Here is a 22945-nt window from a genome sequence, read left to right as displayed (position 1 = left end):
ACCATGACCTTAAAAGAATTATTGGTAGGGTTTGGCACCCAGGTCCGCAGTATCTGCATGATCGGGATGCACGCCTTTGCCAAACGTGAAACTCGGATGTACCCGGAAGAGCCGGTATATCTGCCGCCGCGCTACCGTGGCCGCATCGTGCTGACGCGCGATCCGGACGGCGAAGAGCGCTGCGTTGCCTGTAACCTGTGTGCGGTAGCCTGTCCGGTAGGCTGTATCTCTCTGCAAAAAGCGGAGACCAAAGACGGCCGCTGGTACCCGGAGTTTTTCCGCATCAACTTCTCGCGCTGCATTTTCTGCGGCCTGTGCGAAGAAGCGTGCCCGACCACGGCGATTCAGTTGACCCCGGATTTTGAGCTGGGCGAATACAAACGTCAGGATCTGGTGTACGAAAAAGAGGATCTGCTGATTTCCGGTCCGGGTAAATACCCGGAATATAACTTCTACCGGATGGCGGGTATGGCAATCGACGGCAAAGATAAGGGCGAAGCAGAGAACGAAGCTAAGCCTATCGACGTCAAGAGCCTGTTACCGTAAGGAGAGGGCAATGGAATTCGCTTTTTATATCTGTGGCCTGATAGCCATCCTCGCAACCCTGCGGGTGATCACCCACACCAATCCGGTGCACGCGCTGCTGTACCTGATCATTTCGCTGTTGGCGATCGCCGGGGTGTTCTTCTCCTTAGGGGCTTATTTCGCCGGTGCGCTGGAAATTATCGTCTACGCCGGGGCCATCATGGTGCTGTTCGTGTTCGTGGTGATGATGCTCAACCTGGGCGGCAGCGAAATCGAGCAGGAGCGCCAGTGGCTGAAACCTGGGATCTGGATCGGTCCGGCCATTCTCGCAGCGGTACTGCTGGTGGTTATCGTTTACGCCATCCTTGGTATTAACGATCAGGGTATCGACGGCGCGGCGATTAACGCCAAAGAGGTCGGTATTGCGCTGTTTGGTCCGTACGTTCTGGCGGTGGAGCTGGCCTCCATGCTGCTGCTCGCGGGCCTGGTTGTTGCCTTCCATATCGGCCGTGAAGAGCGCGTCGGGGAAGTGCTGAGCAACCGTCCGAACGACAGCGATAAAAGAAAAACGGAGGAACACGCATGATCCCCTTAACACATGGACTGATCCTCGCCTCTGTCCTGTTTGTCCTCGGCCTGACGGGGCTGGTCATCCGCCGCAATCTGCTGTTTATGCTGATTAGCCTGGAGATCATGATCAATGCCGCGGCGCTGGCTTTCGTGGTTGCAGGGAGCTACTGGGGCCAGACCGATGGCCAGATAATGTATATCCTCGCCATCACCCTCGCCGCCGCGGAAGCGAGTATCGGCCTGGCGCTGCTGCTGCAGCTCCATCGTCGTCGCCAGAACCTGAACATCGATTCAGTAAGTGAGTTGCGCGGATGAACATGCTTGCCTTAACCATTCTTTTGCCATTGATTGGCTTTGTTTTGCTGGCCTTCTCTCGCGGCCGCTGGTCGGAAAACTTATCCGCCACCGTGGGGGTAGGCTCGGTAGGCCTGGCGGCGCTGGTCACGGCGTTTGTCGGCGTTGACTTCTTCGCCAACGGCAAACAGGCGGTCAGCGTGCCGCTGTGGACCTGGATGTCGGTGGGCGACTTCAACGTCGGCTTCAACCTGGTGCTGGACGGTCTCTCTCTGACCATGCTGTCCGTGGTGACCGGCGTCGGCTTCCTGATCCATATGTTCGCCTCCTGGTACATGCGCGGCGAAGAGGGCTACTCTCGCTTCTTCGCCTATACCAACCTGTTTATCGCCAGCATGGTGGTTCTGGTGCTCGCTGATAACCTGCTGCTGATGTATCTTGGCTGGGAAGGCGTGGGCCTGTGCTCCTATCTGCTGATCGGCTTCTACTACACCGATCCGAAGAACGGCGCGGCGGCGATGAAAGCCTTTGTGGTGACCCGCGTCGGCGACGTGTTCCTGGCGTTCGCGCTGTTCATTCTCTACAACGAGTTGGGCACCCTGAACTTCCGCGAAATGGTCGAACTGGCGCCTGCGCACTTCGAGGCCGGTAATAACATGCTGTGGTGGGCAACCCTGATGCTGCTGGGCGGCGCGGTGGGTAAATCTGCGCAGCTGCCGTTGCAGACCTGGCTTGCGGACGCGATGGCCGGTCCAACCCCGGTCTCCGCGCTGATCCACGCCGCCACCATGGTGACCGCCGGTGTCTACCTGATTGCGCGTACCCATGGCCTGTTCCTGATGACCCCGGAAATTCTGCATCTGGTGGGTATCGTCGGAGCGGTAACGCTGGTGCTGGCAGGCTTCGCCGCGCTGGTGCAGACCGATATCAAACGCGTGCTCGCGTATTCCACCATGAGCCAGATTGGCTACATGTTCCTCGCGCTCGGCGTGCAGGCGTGGGATGCGGCGATTTTCCATCTGATGACCCATGCGTTCTTTAAAGCGCTGCTGTTCCTGTCGTCCGGTTCGGTGATTCTGGCCTGCCACCACGAACAGAATATCTTCAAGATGGGCGGCCTGCGTAAGTCTATTCCGCTGGTATACGTCTGCTTCCTGGTGGGGGGCGCGGCGCTGTCCGCGCTGCCGCTGGTGACGGCAGGCTTCTTCAGTAAGGATGAGATTCTGGCGGGCGCGATGGCGAACGGTCATCTGAATCTGATGGTTGCCGGCCTGGTCGGGGCGTTTATGACTTCCCTGTACACCTTCCGTATGATTTTCATCGTGTTCCACGGCAAAGAACAAATTCACGCTCACGCAGGGAAGGGGATTACCCATCATCTGCCGCTGATTGTGCTGCTGGTGCTCTCGACCTTCGTTGGCGCGCTGATTGTGCCGCCGCTGGAAGGCGTACTGCCGCAGACCACCGAGCTTGATCACGGACGCGTCATGACGCTGGAAATTGCCTCCGGGGTGATTGCTATCGCCGGTATTCTGATTGCCGCCTGGCTGTGGCTGGGTAAACGCACGCTGGTGACGTCGATTGCCAACAGCGCGCCGGGTCGTCTGCTCGGTACCTGGTGGTACAACGCCTGGGGCTTTGACTGGCTGTATGACAAAGTGTTCGTTAAGCCGTTCCTCGGCGTGGCGTGGTTGCTGAAGAGCGACCCGCTGAATGCCCTGATGAACATTCCGGCGATCCTTTCCCGCTTCGCAGGCAAAGGCCTGGTGGTGAGCGAGAACGGCTATCTGCGCTGGTATGTGGCTTCTATGGGCATCGGCGCTGTCGTGGTGCTGGCGCTGCTGATGGTATTGCGTTGAGTTTGAGGATTGTGGGCGTTGTCGGTTAACCCGACTTACAAGCAGTAGGCCCGGCAAGCATAGCGCTGCCGGGCAATAACACCCGCAATCCGAAGTGAATTTTCTGTGAGAATTCGTTGAAAATCGGTCCTGAACGGGACTTTAACAAGGAATAAAGATCGCCATGTTATTACCCTGGCTAATATTAATTCCCTTCATCGGCGGCTTCCTGTGCTGGCAGACTGAACGCTTTGGCGTGAAGATGCCGCGCTGGATCGCGCTGATCACTATGGGATTGACGTTTCTGCTTGGCCTGCAGTTGTGGATGCAGGGCGGCTATTCTCTCACGCAATCTACCGGTATTCCGCAGTGGCAGTCGGAATTCGTGATGCCGTGGATCCCGCGATTCGGGATTAGCATTCATCTGGCTATCGACGGTCTGTCGCTGCTGATGGTGGTGCTGACCGGGCTGCTCGGCGTGCTGGCGGTGCTCTGTTCATGGCGCGAAATCGAGAAATATCAGGGGTTTTTCCATCTTAACCTGATGTGGATCCTGGGCGGCGTGATCGGCGTATTCCTGGCTATCGACCTGTTCCTGTTCTTCTTCTTCTGGGAAATGATGCTGGTGCCGATGTACTTCCTGATCGCGCTGTGGGGCCATAAGGCTTCCGACGGTAAAACGCGTATCACGGCGGCAACCAAGTTCTTCATTTATACCCAGGCGAGCGGTCTGGTGATGCTGATATCCATCCTGGCGCTGGCGTTTGTTCACTTCAACGCTACCGGCGTATGGACCTTCAACTATGAAGAGCTGCTGAAGACGCCGATGTCCCACGGCGTGGAATACCTGCTGATGCTGGGCTTCTTTATCGCTTTCGCGGTAAAAATGCCGGTGGTTCCGCTGCACGGCTGGCTGCCGGATGCGCACTCTCAGGCGCCGACCGCGGGTTCCGTTGACCTCGCGGGGATCCTGTTGAAAACCGCTGCCTACGGCCTGCTGCGCTTTGCGCTGCCGCTGTTCCCGAACGCTTCCGCCGAATTTGCCCCCATCGCGATGTGGCTGGGCGTCATCGGTATCTTCTACGGCGCGTGGATGGCCTTCAGCCAGTACGATATCAAGCGTCTGATTGCTTACACCTCCGTTTCCCACATGGGCTTCGTGCTGATTGCTATCTACACCGGCAGCCAGCTGGCTTATCAGGGCGCGGTGATTCAGATGATTGCTCACGGTCTGTCCGCTGCCGGCCTGTTTATTCTTTGCGGTCAGCTTTACGAGCGTCTGCATACGCGCGATATGCGTCAGATGGGCGGTCTGTGGAGCAAGATCAAGTGGCTGCCTGCGCTGTCGATGTTCTTTGCGGTCGCGACCCTCGGGATGCCGGGTACCGGTAACTTCGTCGGCGAATTTATGATTCTGTTCGGCAGCTATAAAACCGTGCCGGTGATTACCGTTATTTCGACCTTTGGTCTGGTGTTCGCTTCCGTGTACTCGCTGTCGATGCTGCATCGCGCGTACTTTGGTAAAGCAAAAAGCGAAATCGCCGCGAAAGCGTTGCCGGGAATGTCCCTGCGTGAACTGTCGATCATCCTGCTGCTGGTCGTTCTGCTGGTGCTGCTGGGCTTCTTCCCGCAGCCGATTCTGGACACCTCGCACTCTGCGATGAGCAACATTCAGCAGTGGTTTGTTAATTCTGTTTCTACTACAAGGCCGTAATTCGCCATGACAATAACTCCACAACAACTGATCGCACTGCTACCGCTGCTGATCGTCGGCTTGACGGTGGTGGTTGTGATGCTCTCCATTGCGTGGCGACGCAATCATTTCCTCAATGCCACGCTGTCGGTTCTCGGCCTGAACGCCGCGCTGATATCACTCTGGTTCGTGGGTCAGAACGGAGCGATGGACGTCACGCCGCTGATTCGCGTTGACGGTTACGCGATGCTCTATACCGGGCTGGTGCTGCTGGCGAGCCTCGCCACCTGTACTTTCGCCTACCCGTGGCTTGAGGGTTACAAGGACAACAAAGAAGAGTTCTATCTTCTGGTGCTGATCGCCGCGCTGGGCGGTATTCTGCTGGCGGGCGCTAACCATCTGGCAGCGCTGTTCCTCGGCATTGAGCTGATTTCGCTGCCGCTGTTCGGCCTGGTGGGCTACGCCTTCCGCCAGAAACGTTCGCTGGAAGCCAGTATCAAATATACGATTCTGTCCGCCGTTGCCTCTTCGTTTCTGCTGTTCGGTATGGCGCTGGTGTATGCCAACTCCGGTAACCTCTCCTTCCTGGCGCTCGGTAAGAGCCTGACGGATGGCATGCTGCACGAGCCGCTGCTGCTGGCTGGTCTCGGTCTGATGATTGTCGGTCTCGGCTTTAAGCTGTCGCTGGTGCCGTTCCATCTGTGGACGCCGGACGTATACCAGGGCGCGCCTGCTCCGGTTTCCACCTTCCTGGCGACCGCCAGTAAAATCGCCATCTTTGGCGTGGTCATGCGCCTGTTCCTCTATATGCCGGTGGGCGACAGCGAGGCGGTACGCGTGGTGCTGGGCCTGATCGCCTTTGCTTCGATTATCTTCGGGAACCTGATGGCCCTGAGCCAGACCAATATTAAACGTCTGCTCGGCTACTCTTCCATTTCTCATCTTGGCTATCTGCTGGTGGCGCTAATTGCTCTGCAGAGCGGTGAGATGTCGATGGAAGCGGTGGGCGTTTATCTGGCAGGGTACCTGTTCAGCAGCCTCGGCGCGTTCGGCGTGGTGAGCCTGATGTCCAGCCCGTACCGCGGCCCGGATGCCGATTCGCTCTACTCCTACCGTGGCCTGTTCTGGCATCGTCCGATTCTGTCGGCGGTAATGACGGTGATGATGCTGTCTCTTGCCGGTATTCCGATGACGCTGGGCTTTATCGGTAAGTTCTACGTGCTGGCGGTGGGTGTGCATGCGCACCTGTGGTGGCTGGTCGGCGCGGTAGTGGTGGGTTCAGCGATTGGCCTCTACTACTACCTGCGCGTGGCGGTAAGCCTCTATCTGAGCGCGCCGGAGAAACTGAATCGCGATGCGCCGTCTAACTGGCAGTACAGCGCCGGAGGCATCGTGGTGCTCATCTCCGCGCTGCTGGTGCTGGTGCTGGGCGTTTGGCCGCAGCCGCTCATCAGCATCGTACAATTGGCTACGCCGCTGATGTAATGCTATCTTTAGCCAGAGAAAAGGATCGCTTCGGCGGTCCTTTTTTTATCTACGCAAAAGCGCCAGGCGCTTTCTTTACTCTTTTTCGTATTATTCATGCTTTTTATCATATTAATCTCACTTTACGTTTCCACTCATCCTCTTATTTTCCGTACTATTATTACTACGCACGCTATTGTGTTTTGTAGATGGAGAAAGTGAATGAAAACAAGACGTAAGCATTTGACTGTCGGGGAGGTTCAGCGTTTGGTTGAAGCGGCCAGGCGGGGAGCAAACCCGGAGCGCGATGTCTGTTTACTGTGGATGTGTTTTAATCATGGTTGTCGAGTGAGCGAAATTCGTCACTGGAAGCTCTCTGATATCGATATTCAAAGCGGGGTCATTTATATTCGTCGACTGAAGAACGGCTTTTCAACCACTCATCCTATTTATAAACAAGAGGTAAAGGTACTCAACGAATGGCTGCGCGTGCGTGATAATTATCCCGGAAATAATTCTGGCTGGCTCTTTCTGTCACGAAATGGCCAGCCTTTATCCCGGCAGAGAATATACCAGATGATGAAGAACCTGAGCCTCGTCGCCCAGCTGGAAATCAACGCGCATCCGCATATGCTGCGCCACGCATGCGGTTTCGCGCTGGCTAATAAGGGGGTGGATACGCGATTAATTCAGGACTTTCTTGGACACCGGAATATTCAGCACACGGTTATCTATACAGCCAGTAACGATGCGAGGTTTAGAGAAGTTTGGTAAACGGAATAGTCATTTTGTATCAAACTGACTCCTATGCTATCCACAGGTAGTAACAATGTCAATTTATGATTAACAATATTTTTTACTATTATTTTCATATAGTTATATTAAGTATAGGTGTCATTTATTTTTTAATTGTTTTAATTGGCTTTATGTATGGTTTGTTCCGCCTCTCATTCTTTAGCTTTTTATCGTGTTTATTGGGATTTTTCCTGATAAATATGAAATCAAAAACGCCTTCCCTGGCAATTTATATTCTAATTAATTGAAGTGGTCATATTGATACATAATGACCACTTCAAAATATTATATCCATTTCATGGGTCAATGTTTTGTTGCGTTATTAATATCAAACGTAAATAAAAGGATGCGCAGGGTATTGCGCTTATAAGTTAATGCATCGACTGCATTGAAAAGGATAAATCATGAAAAAAACATTACTTGCTGCTGTTGTCGCCGGTTGCGCGGCGTTCTCTGGTGCTGCGCTGGCGGATGACGGTCAGGTGAAGTTTATCGGCGATATTATCGATGCGGGCTGCGACGTGGTGAACGACCTGTCCAACCCGCTGGAAGTTCAGATGGGGCAGATTGCCAAGACCGCGTTTAGCGGTACGGGGTCTACTGCGGCTGAACAGAATTTCGCGATTAAACTGGAAAACTGCCCGACTACCGTCACCAAAGCATCGGTACTGTTCTCCGGCGCTAACGTCAACGGTGATAATGATAAACTGCAGCTGACCGGAGCGGGTACCGATCCTGCCGTTGCCGAAGGCGTGGCCCTGCAGCTGGTTGACGCCAGCAGCAACGCGACGCTGCCGCTCTATACGCGTTCTGCCAGCCTGACCATCCCCGCTACCGGCAATATCGATCTGCCGTTCCGCGTCCGTTATATCCAGACTGAAAGCACTATCGTTGCGGGTAAAGCTGACGGTACAGCCAACTTTACCATCAGCTATAACTAATTTTCCGTCTAAATGACAGTGTTAGCGAGCCCTATGTGGCTCGCTTTTCCAGGGAGCTGGAGATGCAAAAATACCTGAAAGTGCTAATAGCTGGATGGCTGTTGGTCGGCGCTGCGGCGCATGCGGGCGTGGTGACCGGCGGTACTCGTCTGATTTATCCCGGCGGTAAAAAAGAGTCCTCACTGAGCGTAACTAATAATGATGCTACGCCTTATCTCATTCAAAGCTGGGTTGAAAGTAATAAGGGCGCAGCCCCTTTTCTGTTAACGCCGCCTTTATTTCGCCTTGAGGGCGAGCAGCAAACCCGACTGCGGGTAATTTACAGCGGCGGCTTACCGGAAAATAAAGAAAGTATGTTCTGGATGAACATCAAAGCGATTCCCTCCTCGCAGGCTAAAGCCGGCGCCAATACCCTACAGATCGCTATCAAAACGCGCATCAAATTAATTTATCGACCTAAATCCATTGAAGGAACGCCGGAGATGGTGACGGAGCAGCTTCGCTGGACGCGCAGCGGCAATACGCTACAGGTCATGAATCCCACCGCCTTTTATATGAATTTTGCCGAGGTCAAAGTGGCGGGCGCCGAAGTTAAAGAGGCCAATTGGGTGGGGCCGGGGGAAACGGCGCGCTTTCAACTGCCGGGCGTCAGCGCGGGCGCTTTGCAGTGGAAACTGATTAACGATTATGGCGGTACCGGCGCGCTGCACCACGTGAATTTGTAAAGGCTTTCAGGCCAGGGAGTTCCAGGGAAAATGAAAAATAATCATAATAAATGGCGGCTTAACCGGATAGCCGGCGCTCTGGCCGTTGCGCTGCTACCGCTGTGTGAAGATGTTCTGGCGCGGGAGGTTTTTAACCCGGCCCTGTTGGAAATGGACGGCCCGCATACGGGCGTCAGGGATTTATCCGCTTACGAGCAGGCTGGCGGACAGCTGCCGGGGACCTATCGGGTAGATATTTATCTTAATAATGTTTTTATGGACACCCGCGATGTGGTTTTTCAGCAGAGCAAAGGGCCGGGAATAACGGAATTACAGCCTTGCCTGACGGTAGACGATTTGGCCGAATGGGGCGTGCGCGTCTCCCAATTTCCAGAGCTGGGCCGCAGATCGCCCGGCTGCGCGGATATCAGCGTGATACCGCAGGCAAAATCTGATTTTCGCTTCAGCCAGCAGCGCCTGCTATTGAGCTTCCCGCAGGCGGCGGTGACCAGCGCCGCCCGCGGCTGGGTGGATCCGAAACAGTGGGATGAGGGGGTGCCGGCGATCCTGCTGAATTACTCCTTTAGCGGGGCAAATAACTGGTCACGTCAGAACGATACGCCGGACAGCGATAATCAATACGTTAACCTGCGCCCCGGTATCAACGTCGGGCCGTGGCGTTTACGTAACTACACGACCTGGTCGCGCAGCAGCAGCGGGGGAGAGTCCAGTAATAGTTGGGACACGGTTTATACCTATGCGCAGCGCAACATCAAATCGCTACAGGGGGTGATGACGCTGGGCGATAGCAGCACGGACGCCGACGTTTTTGAGGGTGTTCCCTTTCGCGGGGCGATGCTGGCTTCCGATGACGATATGCTGCCGGAAAGCCTGCGCGGCTACGCGCCCGTCGTTCGCGGGATTGCGCGCACTAATGCTCAGGTCATTATTCGCCAGAACGGCTATGAGATTTACCAGACCTACGTCGCGCCTGGCGCTTTTGAAATCACCGATATGTACCCGACCGGCGGCTCGGGTGATTTAGCCGTCACCATCAAAGAGGCGGACGGCAGCGAGCAGAACCTGATCGTACCTTACGCTTCGCTCCCTGTCCTGCAGCGCGAAGGGCGGCTGAAATATAGCATGACCTCCGGCGTGTATCGCGCCTACGACAACAGCATTGACGAAACGCCCCTCACGCAGGCGACGGCAATCTACGGCTTGCCCTGGGGGTTAACCCTGTACGGCGGCGGCCAGTTTAGCAGTAAGTACCAGTCGGTGGCGCTGGGAATGGGGAAAAACCTCGGTGAACTGGGCGCCGTATCGACCGATATCATCCAGGCCTGGTCGACCCGACAGGATAAAGATAAAGAGAGCGGGCAGTCGGTACGTCTGCGTTACAGCAAAGACCTCCCGGGCCTGGGGACTAACGTAAGCCTGGCGGGATATCGCTATGCGACCAGCGGTTACTGGGATATGCAGGAAGTGCTGGATACCTATCGGGATGACAACTACACGCCTTCTATTGAACGGAGGCGCAACCGCGGGGAGGTGACGATCAGCCAGAGCCTTGGAGAAGAAATGGGGTCGCTGTCGCTGAGCTATATTCGCGAAGATTACTGGAATACCGGCCGCACTATGGAGTCAGTGGGCGTCGGATACAACAATAGCTGGCGCGGCATCAGCTATAGCATGAACTACAGCTATAACCGCAATACGACCGACCAGAACACCGGTAAGCGTAATGATGAAGACCACCTTTTTGCCCTGAGCATCAGCGTGCCTTTGGGGGAATGGCTACCGAAGCCGGTTTATGCCAACTACTCCCTGAACAGCAGCAAAAATGGCTCCACAAGCAACAATCTGGGCCTCTCCGGCACCTTGCTGGAGCGTAATAACCTGAGCTGGAGCGTGCAGGAAGGCTACACCAGCCAGGGAAGAGGGGAGAGCGGCAGCGTCAATGCGGACTGGCGTGCAACCTATGCTGAACTTACCGGCGGCTACAGCCATGATAAATACAGCCATCGGCTGAACTACGCCCTGCGCGGCGGAGCGCTGGTACATGAAAACGGCCTGACGCTGGGGCAGCCTTTCGGCGAAACCGTCGCTCTCATCAAGGCGCCCGGCGCCGCCGGCGTCGGCGTGAATAGCCAGACAGGGGTCAGAACCGACTGGAGAGGGTATACCGTCGTGCCTTACGCCTCGCCGTATCGTAAGAATATCCTGACGCTCGATACCACAACGATGCCGGACGATGTCGACCTCGAGTTGGCGACGCAGACGGTCGTGCCTACCCGTGGGGCGGTGGTTCGCGCAAATTATGCCACCAGCGTGGGTAACCGGGTACTGATGACGGTACGCCTGGAGAACGGGCAACCCCTGCCTTTCGGGGCCATGGTCAGCGTCCCCGGGGCGGCATCCTCTGAGCAGGCGTTTATCGTTGGCGATGGCGGACAGGTCTACCTGACCGGACTGGAATCTAACGGCGTACTCAACGTGAAGTGGGGCTCCGGGACGCAAGACCGCTGCCAGATCCACTATGCGCTGCCGTCAGCAAAAGAACTTACCGGCATTATTGTGGCCCAGGCGCAATGCCGATAATCGAAAGGATGCAGAGACAATGAAACGATTTTCATGGGGAATATTAGCGGGCCTGACGGCGCTGGCGATCTCGCCGCAGGCGATGGCGGCAACCGGGTGGTGTCAGAATACCGGTAATGGCGGGGCGCCTTTTCAGGACAGCTTTTCATTTATTGAAAGCTTTACTAATCCCTCACAAAATCAGGCCGGAATGGAGTTTTCCCGTTTGTACCACTGGAGTACCGGGGGAACCTACAAGGCAAAGTGTGACTGTGATAACGCCAGCGGGGTGACGTATTTTAAAGCCACGGTGCCAGGCCTTACCGCGACGCAAAGCCGCAACGGATTAAATTATTACCAGCTAAATAAATACCTGGAAATTGCCACCGAGTTATTTATTGCAGGGGGCGTGAATAAGTATATTCCTACGCCGATTGAGGATAAGAGTAATCAGAATAATCAAGGTTTTGCCTGTAATCCCGGCGGCTCCATTTTTGACACAGGGTCACTGGGATATATTTCGCTTTATTTTACCCGGCCTTTTGTTGGCCAGGTGACGATCCCTCCGACGGTTATCCTGAGTGTTTACGGGACGCGAAAAACGGGCAGCTACAGCGGTATCCCCCTGACGCAAATTTCAATGAGCGGGTCGGTAACGGTTCCGCAGTCCTGCGAGATTAATACCGGTAAAGCGATTAATATTGATTTTGAGGATATTGCCGCCAACCATTTTAAAACCGCGGGCCAGATGCCGAAGGGCTTCTCTCCACATGTTGTTAATATGACGGTGGCCTGTACCAATATTTCCGCCGGGGTAAAAATCGCGCTGTCGTTCCAGGGAATGGCGGATACTAACGATAGCACTGCGCTGGCGACCACCAATCGCGATATTGCGGTGCGCATTGAAAATATTACCGGCGTCAAAATACCGGTCATTTCAGGTCTGCTGCCGGTCAATTTTAATTACCCGAGTCAGACCGGGGACACCACTATGAAAATTTATCCGATTAATACCACCGGGAATTTACCCAGCGGCGGAGGCTTTACCGCTACGGCAACCATTCAGGCAGAAATTGAATAGCAGGAGTAGATAATGAAAAAGACGCTATGGCTGGCATTATTGCTGCCTGTTTTTTCATCCTCGGGCGGGATCCCTTTGAATATTACCGGCAATATTTATTATCTCCCCTGTGACGTCAGTACCGACACGAAGTATCAAGAGGTTAATTTTGGCCCGCTCCTGAATATTGACTTTCAAACGGCCGGCAACGCTTCAGAGTGGAAATCCTTTTACCTGAATGTCGAAAACTGCCCGGCGGGGACAACAAAAGCAACGGTAAAATTTGACGGCGTTATCGACGTTGATGATGCCAGACATTTTGCCAATATGGCCGCCAGCGATGCGGCGCAGAATATCGCACTGCAAATCACCAGTAGCGATCACTCTACTCTTTATAAAAATCAGGACCAGATGAGTATTGCTATCGACGGCAGTACCGGGAAAGGCGTATTTCCGCTGGCTGCCCGTTTATATTCAACCCGGGGTGGAGCAACGGTGGGTAAATTTGAGTCTATTGTACAGCTGACATTTACCTATCAGTAATTTTATAGTCAAATGGATGAAAAGGAATAACGTATGCAGGTAGATACGGAATATCTTAGCGTCAAGGACGTTGAGCGTCTGGTACTTGCTGCACATTATTGTGCGCACCCGGAAAGAAATAGCTGCATGATCCAGATGTGTTTTTTGCACGGTTGTCGGATTAACGAAATTACCGCCTTGACCTTGCGGGATGTCGACCTGTCGCGAAAACGGGTTTATATTCGCCGGGCGCGTCACGGTATCTCTGGGTATCATCCCTTACAACCCAAAGAAATTATCTCATTACAGCGCTGGCTACTGGCCAGAGAGTGTTACCCGGCTCATAACGATTTGCTGTTTATCTCTTCCCGGGGCAATCAGATGACGCGCCAGCGTTTTTATCAAATTATTCGCGAGTGCTGCGAGCTGGCGAAGCTGAAGCAAAATATTCATCCCAGGATGCTGCGCCACGCGTGCGGCTATGAGCTGGGAAAAAAAGGAATTGATGACGACTCGATCCAGGATTACCTGGGCTATCGCAATTTAAAATCTATTCTGCGTTATAACAGCTATGCTGAAGAGTAATGGCTGGCGTATTCGCGGCGTCTCTCTGCCGCGGTACGCCGCTTTTTTATTCTACGCTATACGCCATGAAATCTTCCGCCAGCACGGTGGACGGAAATATCTCTCTGCACTCTGCCAGCAGACGCTGGCAGCCTTCAGCGTCATAGCGAGAGCTAAAGTGGGTGGCGATAAGCGTGCCGACGCCCGCGTCGCGCGCCAGCGCCGCCGTTTGCTGGCTGGTTGAATGCCCGCGGCTGTTCGCTTTTTCCGCCATCGCCTGTTCGAGCGTCACCTCGTGAACCATGACATCCACGCCGCAGGCCAGCTCCCGCGCCGCCTCGCAGGGGGCGGTATCGCCGAAAATAGCCATCTTCTTACCCGGCGTTGCCGGGCCGAGGTAGCGGCTGCCGTCAATCCGCCGTCCATCTTCCAGCTCAATCGTTAATCCCTGTTTTAAGCGCTGAAATAACGGACCGGGAGGCACGCCTTCGGCGATAAGCTGCGCGGCGTCAAGGGTGCCCGGCTTATCATGCTGTTCGATACGATAGCCGTAGCATTCGACCGGGTGGTTGAGCGGCCAGGCGGTGACCCGGAAGCCGGCTTCATCGAGCACCAGTCCCGGCCCGACTTCGATAATCGTCAGCGGGTAATCGGTCCAGGAACCGCTGAGGCGCAGTGCGGTTTCCACGAACGCTTTAAGTCCTTTCGGTCCGTACAGCGTCAGCGGCAGAGAATTACCCTGCATCGAGCGGCTGCACAGCAGGCCGGGGAGACCGAAGAGATGATCGCCATGTAAATGCGTAATAAAAATCTTATTCAGCTTGCCGGGATGATAAGGGGTACGCAGAAACTGATGCTGAGTTCCCTCCCCGCAGTCGAACAGCCACATCTCAGCCATTGTTGGCTGTTGCAAATTCAGCACTATCGACGTCATATTACGCGTACGGGTAGGCACGCCAGCGGATGTCCCCAAAAAGAGTAATTCCATCGTCCAGTGTCCTTAGGGCGTGAGTCAAAAAACAAAGTATACCCGTCATACTTCAAGTTGCATGTGTGTTGGCTGCACTCGTTCACCCCAGTCACTTACTCATGTAAGCTCCTGGGGATTAGCTCGCTGGCCGCCTTCATGCCACTTGAATTATTTAGGGTTAAAATTAATTAAGGAAGCGCAGATGATTACATGGCAGGATCTTCACCACGGTGAACTGACCGTCCCACAGCTCTACGCCGTGCTGAAATTACGCTGTGCGGTGTTCGTTGTCGAACAAACCTGCGCCTATCAGGACGTCGACGGCGACGATCTGGTGGGGGAGAATCGCCATCTTCTCGGCTGGCGCGGCGATGAGCTGGTAGCCTACGCGCGCATTCTCAAGAGCGATGATGAGTTTGAACCGGTGGTGATTGGTCGGGTGATTGTCAGCCAGGCGGTACGCGGCGAGAAGCTGGGCTATCAGTTGATGGAACAGGCGCTGGCCAGCTGCCGGCAACACTGGCCGCAAAAGGCTATCTATCTTGGCGCCCAGGCGCACCTGCAAAAATTCTACGCCAGCTTCGGTTTTGTGCCGGTGACCGAGGTTTACGACGAGGACGGCATCGACCATATCGGCATGGCGTTCGAAATCGCCACCCACTAACCGCCGCGCTAATTAAAAACCGCTCCCTCATCGTGGGTACTGCTATTCCTCAGTAGTACCCCGTATAATGTGGGGTTTTTACTCCGTGGAGGTTTGCGTGCTGTCTGTATCCACCGCGCTGGAAAGCCTGTATCGCTGCCTGGATGAAGCGTTCCCGCCCTTGCCCGGCACGCGAATTTTCGATGTCCCCTTCGCGCTGAATGACGCATTTGATCCCCTTCTGTGGTGCACGCATCAGCCGCAGTGGCCGCAGTTCTACTGGCAGCAGCGCAGCGGCGATGAAGAGCTGGCCGCGCTGGGGGCGGTGCAAATCTTTGCTTCCCTTGAGCAGGCGCACGCTTTTTTGCGCCAGCAGGGGCGTGAAGATTTGCGAATTTGCGGCCTTAACGCCTTTCATCCTCAGCAGGGTCTGTTGATCTTGCCGAGGCTGGAGTGGCGTCGGCTGGGCGGCAGCGCCACGCTACGCCTGGTGTTATATAGCGAGACCTCGCTCCGTGACGATGCCCGTGCGGCACGTGAATTTCTCGATTCGCTGGTGGCGAAACAGGCGCAGGCTACCGCGATGCCCTCTCTGCTGAGCGAACAGCATTTCCCGGCTTATCCGCAGTGGAGAGAGCTGATTGCGCAGGCGACGCAGGCGATAGCGGCGGGGGAGATGGATAAAGTGGTGCTGGCTCGCGCCACCGATTTGCACTTCGCCGCTCCGTTAAACGCCGGAGCGATTATGGCGGCCAGCCGCCGCAGCAACCTTAACTGCTTCCACTTCCTGATGGTCTTTAACGCGCAAGAGGCCTTTATGGGCTCTACGCCGGAACGGCTGTGGCGGCGTCGCGGAGCGCTGCTGCGTACCGAAGCGCTGGCGGGAACCGTTGCCAGTCATGCGGACGATCGCCAGGCGCAGCGTTTGGGTAACTGGCTGATGGCCGACGATAAGAACCAGCGCGAAAATATGCTGGTGGTGGAGGATATCTGTCAGCGGATGCAAGGGGAGACCCGCGCGCTGGAAGTCCTGCCGCCGCAGATTGTCCGTTTGCGGAAAGTACAGCATCTCCGGCGCTGTATTTGGGCCGAGCTGGAGAAGCCTGACGATGCCCGCTGCCTTCATCAGCTCCAGCCCACGGCGGCGGTTGCTGGTTTACCGCGCCGGGTTGCGCTGGATTTTATCACCCGTAATGAGCTTTTTACCCGCGGCTGGTATGCAGGCTCCGCCGGCTATCTGTCGCTGGCGCAAAGCGAATTTTGCGTTTCTCTGCGTTCGGCGAAAATCGAACAGCGTACGCTCAGACTCTACGCCGGTGCGGGGATCGTCAGCGGTTCCGACCCGGAGCAGGAGTGGCAGGAAATTGAAAATAAAGCCGCGGGATTGCGTTCGTTACTGCTGTCAGAAGTATAGAGAAAACGATGCATATCAAAACGGCAACAGTTTGCTTTATCTATACTTAGCCTCAATATTTGATACTGGACAAATTCATGTCTGTAAGCGCATTTAACCGACGCTGGGCGGCGGTGATCCTTGAAGCATTGACGCGCCACGGCGTGCAGCATATCTGCATTGCGCCCGGATCGCGCTCGACACCTTTAACCCTGGCGGCGGCGGAAAACCGCGCATTTATTCACCATACCCACTTTGATGAACGCGGCCTCGGCCATCTGGCGTTAGGGCTGGCGAAAGCCAGCGGTCAGCCGGTGGCGGTGATTGTGACCTCCGGTACCGCGACGGCTAACCTCTATCCGGCGCTGATTGAAGCCGGGCTGACCGGTGAAAAACTCATTTTACTGACCGCCGACCGGCCGCCGGAGCTGATTGACTGCGGCGCGAATCAGGCGATTCGCCAGCCGGGCATGTTTGCTTCGCACCCGTCGCAGACGCTATCCCTGCCGCGTCCGTCGCAGGATATCTCCGCCCGCTGGCTGGTCTCGACCCTCGACCAGGCGCTCGGCGCGCTACACTGCGGCGGCGTTCATATTAACTGTCCGTTTGCCGAACCGCTGTATGGCGATATGGACGACACCGGCGCCGAGTGGCAGCAGCAGCTCGGTGATTGGTGGCAGAGCGACAAGCCCTGGCTGCGTCACTCTCTGCATCTGGAAAGTGAAAAGCAGCGCGACTGGTTTTTCTGGCGGCAGAAACGCGGCGTGGTGGTCGCCGGACGGATGAGCGCGGAAGAGGGCGTCAAGGTGGCCGAGTGGGCGAAAACCCTCGGCTGGCCGCTGATTGGCGATGTGCTCTCGCAAACCGGGCAGCCGCTCCCCTGCGCCGACCTGTGGCTGGGCAACGGCAAGGCGGTCAGTGAACTGGCGCAGGCGCAAATCGTTGTTCAACTGGGCAGCAGCCTGACCAGCAAACGCGTTTTGCAGTGGCAGGCCACCTGCGAACCCGAAGAGTACTGGCTGGTGGATAATTTGCCGGGGCGACTGGATCCCGCCCAGCATCGCGGTCGCCGGCTGGTGTGCGCCATCGACCGCTGGCTTGAACAGCATCCGGCGGAAAAACGACAGCCGTGGCCCACCGTCATTCCCGAGCTTTCGCGCCAGGCATGGCAGGCGGCGGTCGCCAGCAGCGAGGATTTCGGCGAAGCCCAGCTGGCGCAGCGAATCCGGCGCTATCTGCCGGAACAGGGCCAGCTGTTTGTCGGCAACAGCCTGGTGGTGCGCTTAATTGACGCGCTGTCGCAGCTACCGGTAGGTTACCCGGTCTACAGCAATCGCGGGGCCAGCGGAATAGACGGCCTGCTGGCGACGGCGGCCGGGGTACAGCGCGCCAGCGCGCGTCCGACGCTGGCTATCGTCGGCGATCTTTCGGCGCTTTACGATCTCAACTCGCTGGCCCTGCTGCATCAGGCCTCCGCGCCGCTGGTGCTGATTGTCGTCAACAATAACGGCGGGCAGATTTTTTCCCTGCTGCCCACGCCGCAGGAGCAGCGCAGCCAGTTCTATCTGATGCCGCAGAATATCCATTTCGCGCACGCGGCGGCGATGTTCAATCTGACTTACCATCGCCCTGCGGACTGGAATGAGCTGGAGCAGGCGCTGGACGTTGCCTGGCGAGGACCCGGCGCGACGTTGATTGAGCTGGCGGTTAATGAAACCGACGGTACGCAAACGCTTCAGCAGCTGCTGGCGCAGGTGAGTCAGCTATGACGCTGCACGCGGTGGCTGAAAGCGGCCTGCCGGGCTATCCCTGGCTGGTCTTTTTGCACGGTTTTGCCGGGGATAGTCATGAGTGGCGCACGGTGGGGCAGGCGTTTGGCGCGTATCCGCGTCTCTATATTGACCTGCCTGGCCACGGCGGATCGGCGCATATTACCGTCAACCATTTTGCCGATGTCAGCGAGCTGATTAAGAATACGCTTAATAGTTACAACATACTTAAGTACTGGCTGGTGGGATACTCCCTCGGCGGACGGGTGGCGATGTTCTATGTCAGCCAGCCGCGCGAAGGGCTCTGCGGGCTGGTCGTCGAGGGGGGGCATCCGGGCCTGGGGGATGATAACCAGCGTAGGCTGCGCCGGCACAGCGATGCCGCCTGGGCTGAACGCTTTCGCCGCGAGCCGCTGACCCAGGTCTTTGCCGACTGGTATCAGCAGCCGGTCTTCGCTTCCCTGGACGCAGCGCAGCGGGCGTCGCTGGTTGCGCTACGCAGCCGCAATAACGGCGGAGCGTTGGCGGCGATGCTGCAGGCCAGCTCGCTGGCGGAACAACCCGATCTGCGCGCGTCGTTACGGGCGCGCGATTTCCCTTTTCATTACCTTTGCGGCGAACGCGACGGCAAGTTTCGCGCCATCGCCGATGAACTCTCCGCCACCGCGCACGTGATTAATCATGCCGGACACAACGCGCATCGGGAAAACCCCGATGCTGTCGTGGCTTGTCTGGCGCAGTTTTTAGCGAGTTAACCGAAGGACACTTTATGATCTCTCTTGATGAAGCCATGCTTTACGCCCCGATTGAATGGCAGGACTGCTCCGAAGGCTACACCGACATTCGTTACCAAAAATCGGCGGACGGGATTGCCAAAATTACCATCAACCGCCCGCAGGTACGCAACGCTTTCCGCCCGCTGACCGTCAAAGAGATGATTCAGGCGCTGGCGGATGCCCGCTATGACGACAATATTGGCGTCATCGTTCTGACCGGTGAAGGCGATAAAGCATTTTGCGCCGGCGGCGATCAGAAAGTCCGTGGCGACTACGGCGGCTACCAGGATGATTCCGGCGTTCATCACCTCAACGTTCTCGATTTTCAGCGCCAGATCCGCACCTGCCCGAAACCGGTGGTGGCGATGGTGGCGGGGTACTCCATCGGCGGCGGCCACGTCCTGCATATGATGTGCGATCTGACTATCGCGGCGGAAAACGCCATCTTCGGCCAGACCGGCCCGAAAGTCGGCTCTTTCGACGGCGGCTGGGGCGCCTCCTATATGGCGCGCATCGTCGGGCAGAAAAAAGCCCGTGAGATTTGGTTCCTGTGCCGCCAGTACGACGCGCAGCAGGCGCTGGATATGGGGCTGGTGAATACGGTGGTGCCGCTGGCGGACCTGGAAAAAGAGACCGTGCGCTGGTGCCGGGAAATGCTGCAGAACAGTCCGATGGCGCTGCGCTGCCTGAAGGCGGCGCTGAACGCCGACTGCGACGGCCAGGCGGGACTGCAGGAGCTGGCGGGTAACGCCACCATGCTGTTTTACATGACCGAAGAGGGTCAGGAAGGGCGCAACGCTTTCAATCAGAAGCGCCAGCCGGACTTCAGCAAATTTAAACGGAATCCGTAATGCGGCAGGCGCAGGTCTACCGCTGGCAGCTACCGATGGACGCGGGAGTGGTGCTGCGTGAACGGCGGTTAAAAACCCGCGATGGTTTGCTTCTGCGCCTGCGCGACGGCGAGCGCGAAGGCTGGGGGGAAATATCTCCCCTGCCCGGATTCAGCCTGGAAACGCTGGATGAGGCGCAGGCTGCGCTGCTGGCGTGGGCGAGCGCCTGGCGCGATGGCGAAGAGGGCGCGTTGCCAACGCCGCCGTCGGCGGCTTTCGGGGCGAGCTGCGCAATGGCGGAACTGTGCGGCGAGCTGCCGCAGGCTGCGGACTATCGCGCGGCGCCGCTCTGCGCCGGCGATCCGGACGAGCTGTTCGCCAGGCTTTCGCTGATGCCCGGCGAAAAAGTCGCCAAGGTCAAAGTCGGCCTGTATGAGGCGGTGCGCGACGGCATGGTGGTCAACCTGCTGCTGGAGGCGATTCCCGATCTGACGCTACGCCTCGACGCTAATCGCGCCTGGACGCCGCTGAAAGCGCAGCAGTTTGCCAAATACGTGAATCCACACTATCGCAGCCGCATCGCCTTTCTCGAAGAACCCTGTAAAAACCGCGATGATTCGCGCGCTTTTGCCCAACAAACGGGTATCGCTATCGCCTGGGATGAGAGCCTGCGCGAGGCGGACTTTACCTTTGCCGCCGAGCCGGGGCTGCGGGCGGTGGTGATTAAACCGACGTTGACCGGCAGTCTGCAAAAAGTGCGGCAGCAGGTGGCGCAGGCGCATGCCCTGGGGCTGACGGCGGTCATCAGTTCAGCCATTGAGTCGAGCCTTGGCCTGACGCAGCTGGCGCGAATCGCCGCCTGGCTGACCCCGGACACGATCCCCGGTCTGGACACGCTGAGCCTGATGCGTGCCCAGCTGGTGCGCCCTTGGCCGGAAAGCGAGCTGCCGTGTCTGAACGTTGATGAGCTGGAGCCGCTGCTGTGACCTTTAGCGACTGGCCCTGGCGCCACTGGAGGCGGCTGCGGGAAGAGGCTCAGGCGCTGCGCCTGAACGAGCGGCGGCTAAGCTGGCGGGAACTGTGCGCGCAAATTGATGCGCTGGCGGTGGAATTCCACGCCCAGGGCGTTCGCGACGGCGATGGCGTGCTGCTTCGCGCTTACAACCAGCCCGATGCTCTGCTGGCGTGGCTGGCCCTCCTGCAGTGTGGCGCGCGCGTCCTGCCGCTGAATCCGCAGCTGCCTGCTCCTCTGTTGGCGGAACTGCTGCCGTCTCTGGGACTGCGCCACGCGCTGGTGCTAAACGGCGGCGACCTTCCGGTGGCGCTTAATCCATTAGCGTTGCGCGCCGGCGACGGCGTGCACGCGGTCGCCTGGCGAGAAGATCGTATCGCGTCCATGACGCTAACCTCGGGGTCGACGGGACTACCGAAAGCGGCGGTGCACGCTTTTCGCGCCCATCTTGCCAGCGCAGAGGGCGTGCTGGCGATGATACCCTTTGCGCCGCAGGACGACTGGCTGCTGTCGCTGCCGCTGTTTCACGTTTCCGGCCAGGGGATTCTCTGGCGCTGGCTGTTAGCTGGCGCAGGCCTGACGGTACGCGACAAGCAGCCGCTGGAACAGGCGTTACGCGGCTGTACCCATGCCTCTCTGGTGCCGACCCAGCTCTGGCGCCTGCTCAGCGGCGACGCCGAGGTGTCGTTGAAAGCGGTTCTGCTCGGCGGCGCGGCGATCCCGGTGGCGCTAACCGAGCAGGCCGGTAAGCGCGGTATTCGCTGCTGGTGCGGCTACGGCCTCACCGAGTTTGCCTCCACGGTATGCGCCAAGGAGGCGGACGGCCTGGCGGATGTCGGGCAGCCGCTGCCGGGGCGCGAAGTGCGGATTGTCGATGGCGAAGTGTGGCTGCGGTCGGACAGCATCGCCGCAGGCTACTGGCGCGATGGGCAAATGGTCCCCCTCGCTAATGCCGACGGCTGGTTCGCCACTCGCGATCGGGGCCGGCTGGAGCACGGCAGGCTGACTATCCTCGGACGAGTGGACAACCTCTTTTTTAGCGGCGGAGAAGGTATTCAGCCGGAAGAAGTGGAGCGGGTGATTGGCGCTCATCCGTGGATTACGCAAGTTTTCATCGTGCCGCAGGATGATGCGGAGTTTGGCCAGCGGCCGGTGGCGGTGGTGGAGTGCGGCGAGCATGACGACCCGTCCGCGCTGGCGGGCTGGTGCGCCGATAAGCTGGCGCGCTTTCAGCAGCCGGTGCGCTGGCTGCGGCTGCCTGAATCGCTGAAAACCGGCGGAATTAAAATTTCCCGCCGGGCGCTACGTGACTGGGTCAACCAGCAGGCGATGCCCGACTCAGACGCGCTGGACGTTCAGTAGCTGCTTCGTATGCCAGCGGCCCAGCGCTAAAACGGTGGTCAGCGCGCCGAGCAGGGCGCAAAACATATCCGACTGGGTATCCCAGGGATCGCCCTGGGTGCCGAGAAACTCATCCGCGCCCTGTCCCAGCGCCAGCGCCGCCCACCATTCGATCAGTTCATAGACGGCGCTAATCGCCAGCGCAATACAGCAGACCACGAAACCGAGCATTTTACGCCCGTGAACGTAGCCGCCGCGCAGCAGAATCTCCCGCGCCGCCAGCGCCGGCACCAGCCCCTGGAAAAAGTGCCCCAGCTTGTCATAGGGGTTACGGCTCAGTCCCAACCACGCCTGGACGTCAAAGCCGATGGGCACTTTCGCGTAGGTGTACATACCCCCGACCATCAAAATGATGGCATGGAAGAAAATCAGCGTGTAAAGCAGCGGCGTCAGCGGATAGCGCGAGCGTGTGGCCAGCAAAAGCGGAACGATGATAATCACCGGCGTCACTTCCATCAGCCAGGTGAGCTTATCCCCTGCGCTGATACCGGTGTAAACAAGCATCAGGGCCAGCGCCAGCGCGGCGAATGTTAACCCCGAACGGGATGCGGCGACGGTCATAATGGATCACCAGAAAGTTAAAACGATAACTATCAGGCAG

At 57.4% G+C, this 22945-nt stretch carries 22 protein-coding genes; 20 read left to right on the top strand and 2 right to left on the bottom strand.

What is annotated here, in order from left to right; all coding sequences use genetic code 11:
• The first annotated feature begins 3 nt into the window (after window positions 1–3).
• From nuoI to ABLU96_RS24165, 13 genes are all read left to right on the top strand, one after another.
• On the top strand, window positions 4–546 hold the full coding sequence (nuoI, locus tag ABLU96_RS24225) for an NADH-quinone oxidoreductase subunit NuoI (RefSeq protein ID WP_004104066.1): 543 nt from the start codon (window positions 4–6) through the stop codon (window positions 544–546).
• Between the two features lie 10 nt (window positions 547–556).
• Window positions 557–1111: an NADH-quinone oxidoreductase subunit J gene (gene nuoJ / locus ABLU96_RS24220; protein ID WP_014230252.1), complete on the top strand. Its 555-nt coding sequence runs from the start codon at window positions 557–559 to the stop codon at window positions 1109–1111.
• Window positions 1108–1410, top strand: coding sequence for an NADH-quinone oxidoreductase subunit NuoK (gene nuoK / locus ABLU96_RS24215; RefSeq protein WP_004104062.1), 303 nt, complete (start codon window positions 1108–1110; stop codon window positions 1408–1410). Before nuoJ ends, nuoK begins: the two co-directional genes overlap by 4 nt.
• A complete protein-coding gene (gene nuoL / locus ABLU96_RS24210; protein WP_014230251.1) occupies window positions 1407–3248 on the top strand; it encodes an NADH-quinone oxidoreductase subunit L in 1842 nt (613 codons plus the stop codon). The genes nuoK and nuoL overlap by 4 nt, the downstream gene beginning before the upstream one ends.
• 163 nt (window positions 3249–3411) lie before the next feature.
• Window positions 3412–4941, top strand: a complete 1530-nt coding sequence (gene nuoM, locus ABLU96_RS24205; RefSeq protein ID WP_004104059.1) for an NADH-quinone oxidoreductase subunit M — start codon at window positions 3412–3414, stop codon at window positions 4939–4941.
• A 6-nt stretch (window positions 4942–4947) separates the two neighbouring features.
• Window positions 4948–6405, top strand: a complete 1458-nt coding sequence (nuoN, locus tag ABLU96_RS24200) for an NADH-quinone oxidoreductase subunit NuoN (RefSeq protein ID WP_004852828.1) — start codon at window positions 4948–4950, stop codon at window positions 6403–6405.
• A gap of 201 nt (window positions 6406–6606) precedes the next feature.
• A complete protein-coding gene (locus tag ABLU96_RS24195) occupies window positions 6607–7158 on the top strand; it encodes a tyrosine-type DNA invertase (protein WP_025106679.1) in 552 nt (183 codons plus the stop codon).
• Between the two features lie 425 nt (window positions 7159–7583).
• Entirely contained in the window at window positions 7584–8120 is a 537-nt protein-coding gene (locus ABLU96_RS24190) for a fimbrial protein (protein WP_014230249.1), read from the top strand.
• A 62-nt stretch (window positions 8121–8182) separates the two neighbouring features.
• Window positions 8183–8845 (top strand): molecular chaperone, encoded by a 663-nt coding sequence (locus tag ABLU96_RS24185; RefSeq protein ID WP_064404429.1) that lies wholly within the window; start codon window positions 8183–8185, stop codon window positions 8843–8845.
• Window positions 8846–8875: 30 nt separating this feature from the next.
• A complete protein-coding gene (locus ABLU96_RS24180) occupies window positions 8876–11425 on the top strand; it encodes a fimbria/pilus outer membrane usher protein (RefSeq protein ID WP_064404431.1) in 2550 nt (849 codons plus the stop codon).
• 19 nt (window positions 11426–11444) lie between these two features.
• Entirely contained in the window at window positions 11445–12485 is a 1041-nt protein-coding gene (locus ABLU96_RS24175; protein ID WP_049083351.1) for a fimbrial protein, read from the top strand.
• 12 nt (window positions 12486–12497) lie between these two features.
• Window positions 12498–13007 carry a fimbrial protein gene (locus tag ABLU96_RS24170; RefSeq protein WP_025106683.1) on the top strand — a complete coding sequence of 170 codons (510 nt, stop codon included), beginning with the start codon at window positions 12498–12500 and terminating at the stop codon, window positions 13005–13007.
• A gap of 33 nt (window positions 13008–13040) precedes the next feature.
• On the top strand, window positions 13041–13571 hold the full coding sequence (locus tag ABLU96_RS24165) for a tyrosine-type recombinase/integrase (protein WP_025106684.1): 531 nt from the start codon (window positions 13041–13043) through the stop codon (window positions 13569–13571).
• Window positions 13572–13617: 46 nt separating this feature from the next.
• On the opposite strand, the gene rnz is transcribed toward ABLU96_RS24165, so the two are convergent.
• Window positions 13618–14538: a ribonuclease Z gene (gene rnz, locus ABLU96_RS24160; protein ID WP_049101585.1), complete on the bottom strand. Its 921-nt coding sequence runs from the start codon at window positions 14536–14538 to the stop codon at window positions 13618–13620.
• Between the two features lie 184 nt (window positions 14539–14722).
• On the opposite strand from rnz, the gene ABLU96_RS24155 reads away from it, so the two are divergent.
• The 7 genes from ABLU96_RS24155 (at window position 14723) to menE (ending at window position 22305) form a co-directional block, all read left to right on the top strand.
• Window positions 14723–15184 carry a GNAT family N-acetyltransferase gene (locus tag ABLU96_RS24155; RefSeq protein ID WP_004852808.1) on the top strand — a complete coding sequence of 154 codons (462 nt, stop codon included), beginning with the start codon at window positions 14723–14725 and terminating at the stop codon, window positions 15182–15184.
• A gap of 97 nt (window positions 15185–15281) precedes the next feature.
• On the top strand, window positions 15282–16577 hold the full coding sequence (gene menF / locus ABLU96_RS24150; protein WP_038423075.1) for an isochorismate synthase MenF: 1296 nt from the start codon (window positions 15282–15284) through the stop codon (window positions 16575–16577).
• Window positions 16578–16654: 77 nt separating this feature from the next.
• On the top strand, window positions 16655–18325 hold the full coding sequence (gene menD / locus ABLU96_RS24145) for a 2-succinyl-5-enolpyruvyl-6-hydroxy-3-cyclohexene-1-carboxylic-acid synthase (RefSeq protein WP_025106686.1): 1671 nt from the start codon (window positions 16655–16657) through the stop codon (window positions 18323–18325).
• Entirely contained in the window at window positions 18322–19080 is a 759-nt protein-coding gene (gene menH, locus ABLU96_RS24140) for a 2-succinyl-6-hydroxy-2,4-cyclohexadiene-1-carboxylate synthase (protein WP_032750726.1), read from the top strand. Before menD ends, menH begins: the two co-directional genes overlap by 4 nt.
• Window positions 19081–19094: 14 nt before the next feature.
• A complete protein-coding gene (gene menB, locus ABLU96_RS24135) occupies window positions 19095–19952 on the top strand; it encodes a 1,4-dihydroxy-2-naphthoyl-CoA synthase (protein WP_004123101.1) in 858 nt (285 codons plus the stop codon).
• Complete coding sequence (gene menC, locus ABLU96_RS24130) at window positions 19952–20917, top strand: o-succinylbenzoate synthase (RefSeq protein ID WP_064404435.1); 966 nt, start codon at window positions 19952–19954, stop codon at window positions 20915–20917. The genes menB and menC overlap by 1 nt, the downstream gene beginning before the upstream one ends.
• Window positions 20914–22305 carry an o-succinylbenzoate--CoA ligase gene (menE, locus tag ABLU96_RS24125; RefSeq protein WP_064374512.1) on the top strand — a complete coding sequence of 464 codons (1392 nt, stop codon included), beginning with the start codon at window positions 20914–20916 and terminating at the stop codon, window positions 22303–22305. The genes menC and menE overlap by 4 nt, the downstream gene beginning before the upstream one ends.
• Here menE and ABLU96_RS24120 read toward each other — a convergent pair.
• Window positions 22282–22905: a DUF2238 domain-containing protein gene (locus ABLU96_RS24120; protein WP_014839104.1), complete on the bottom strand. Its 624-nt coding sequence runs from the start codon at window positions 22903–22905 to the stop codon at window positions 22282–22284. The genes menE and ABLU96_RS24120 overlap by 24 nt on opposite strands.
• Between the last annotated feature and the right edge of the window lie 40 nt (window positions 22906–22945).

The sequence above is a fragment of the Klebsiella sp. CN_Kp106 genome (genome assembly GCF_040064575.1).
In the GTDB taxonomy this organism is placed as follows: Bacteria; Pseudomonadota; Gammaproteobacteria; order Enterobacterales; family Enterobacteriaceae; genus Klebsiella; species Klebsiella michiganensis.
Note: the sequence above shows the minus strand (reverse complement) of the source record. Positions and strands in the feature narration are given on the sequence as shown.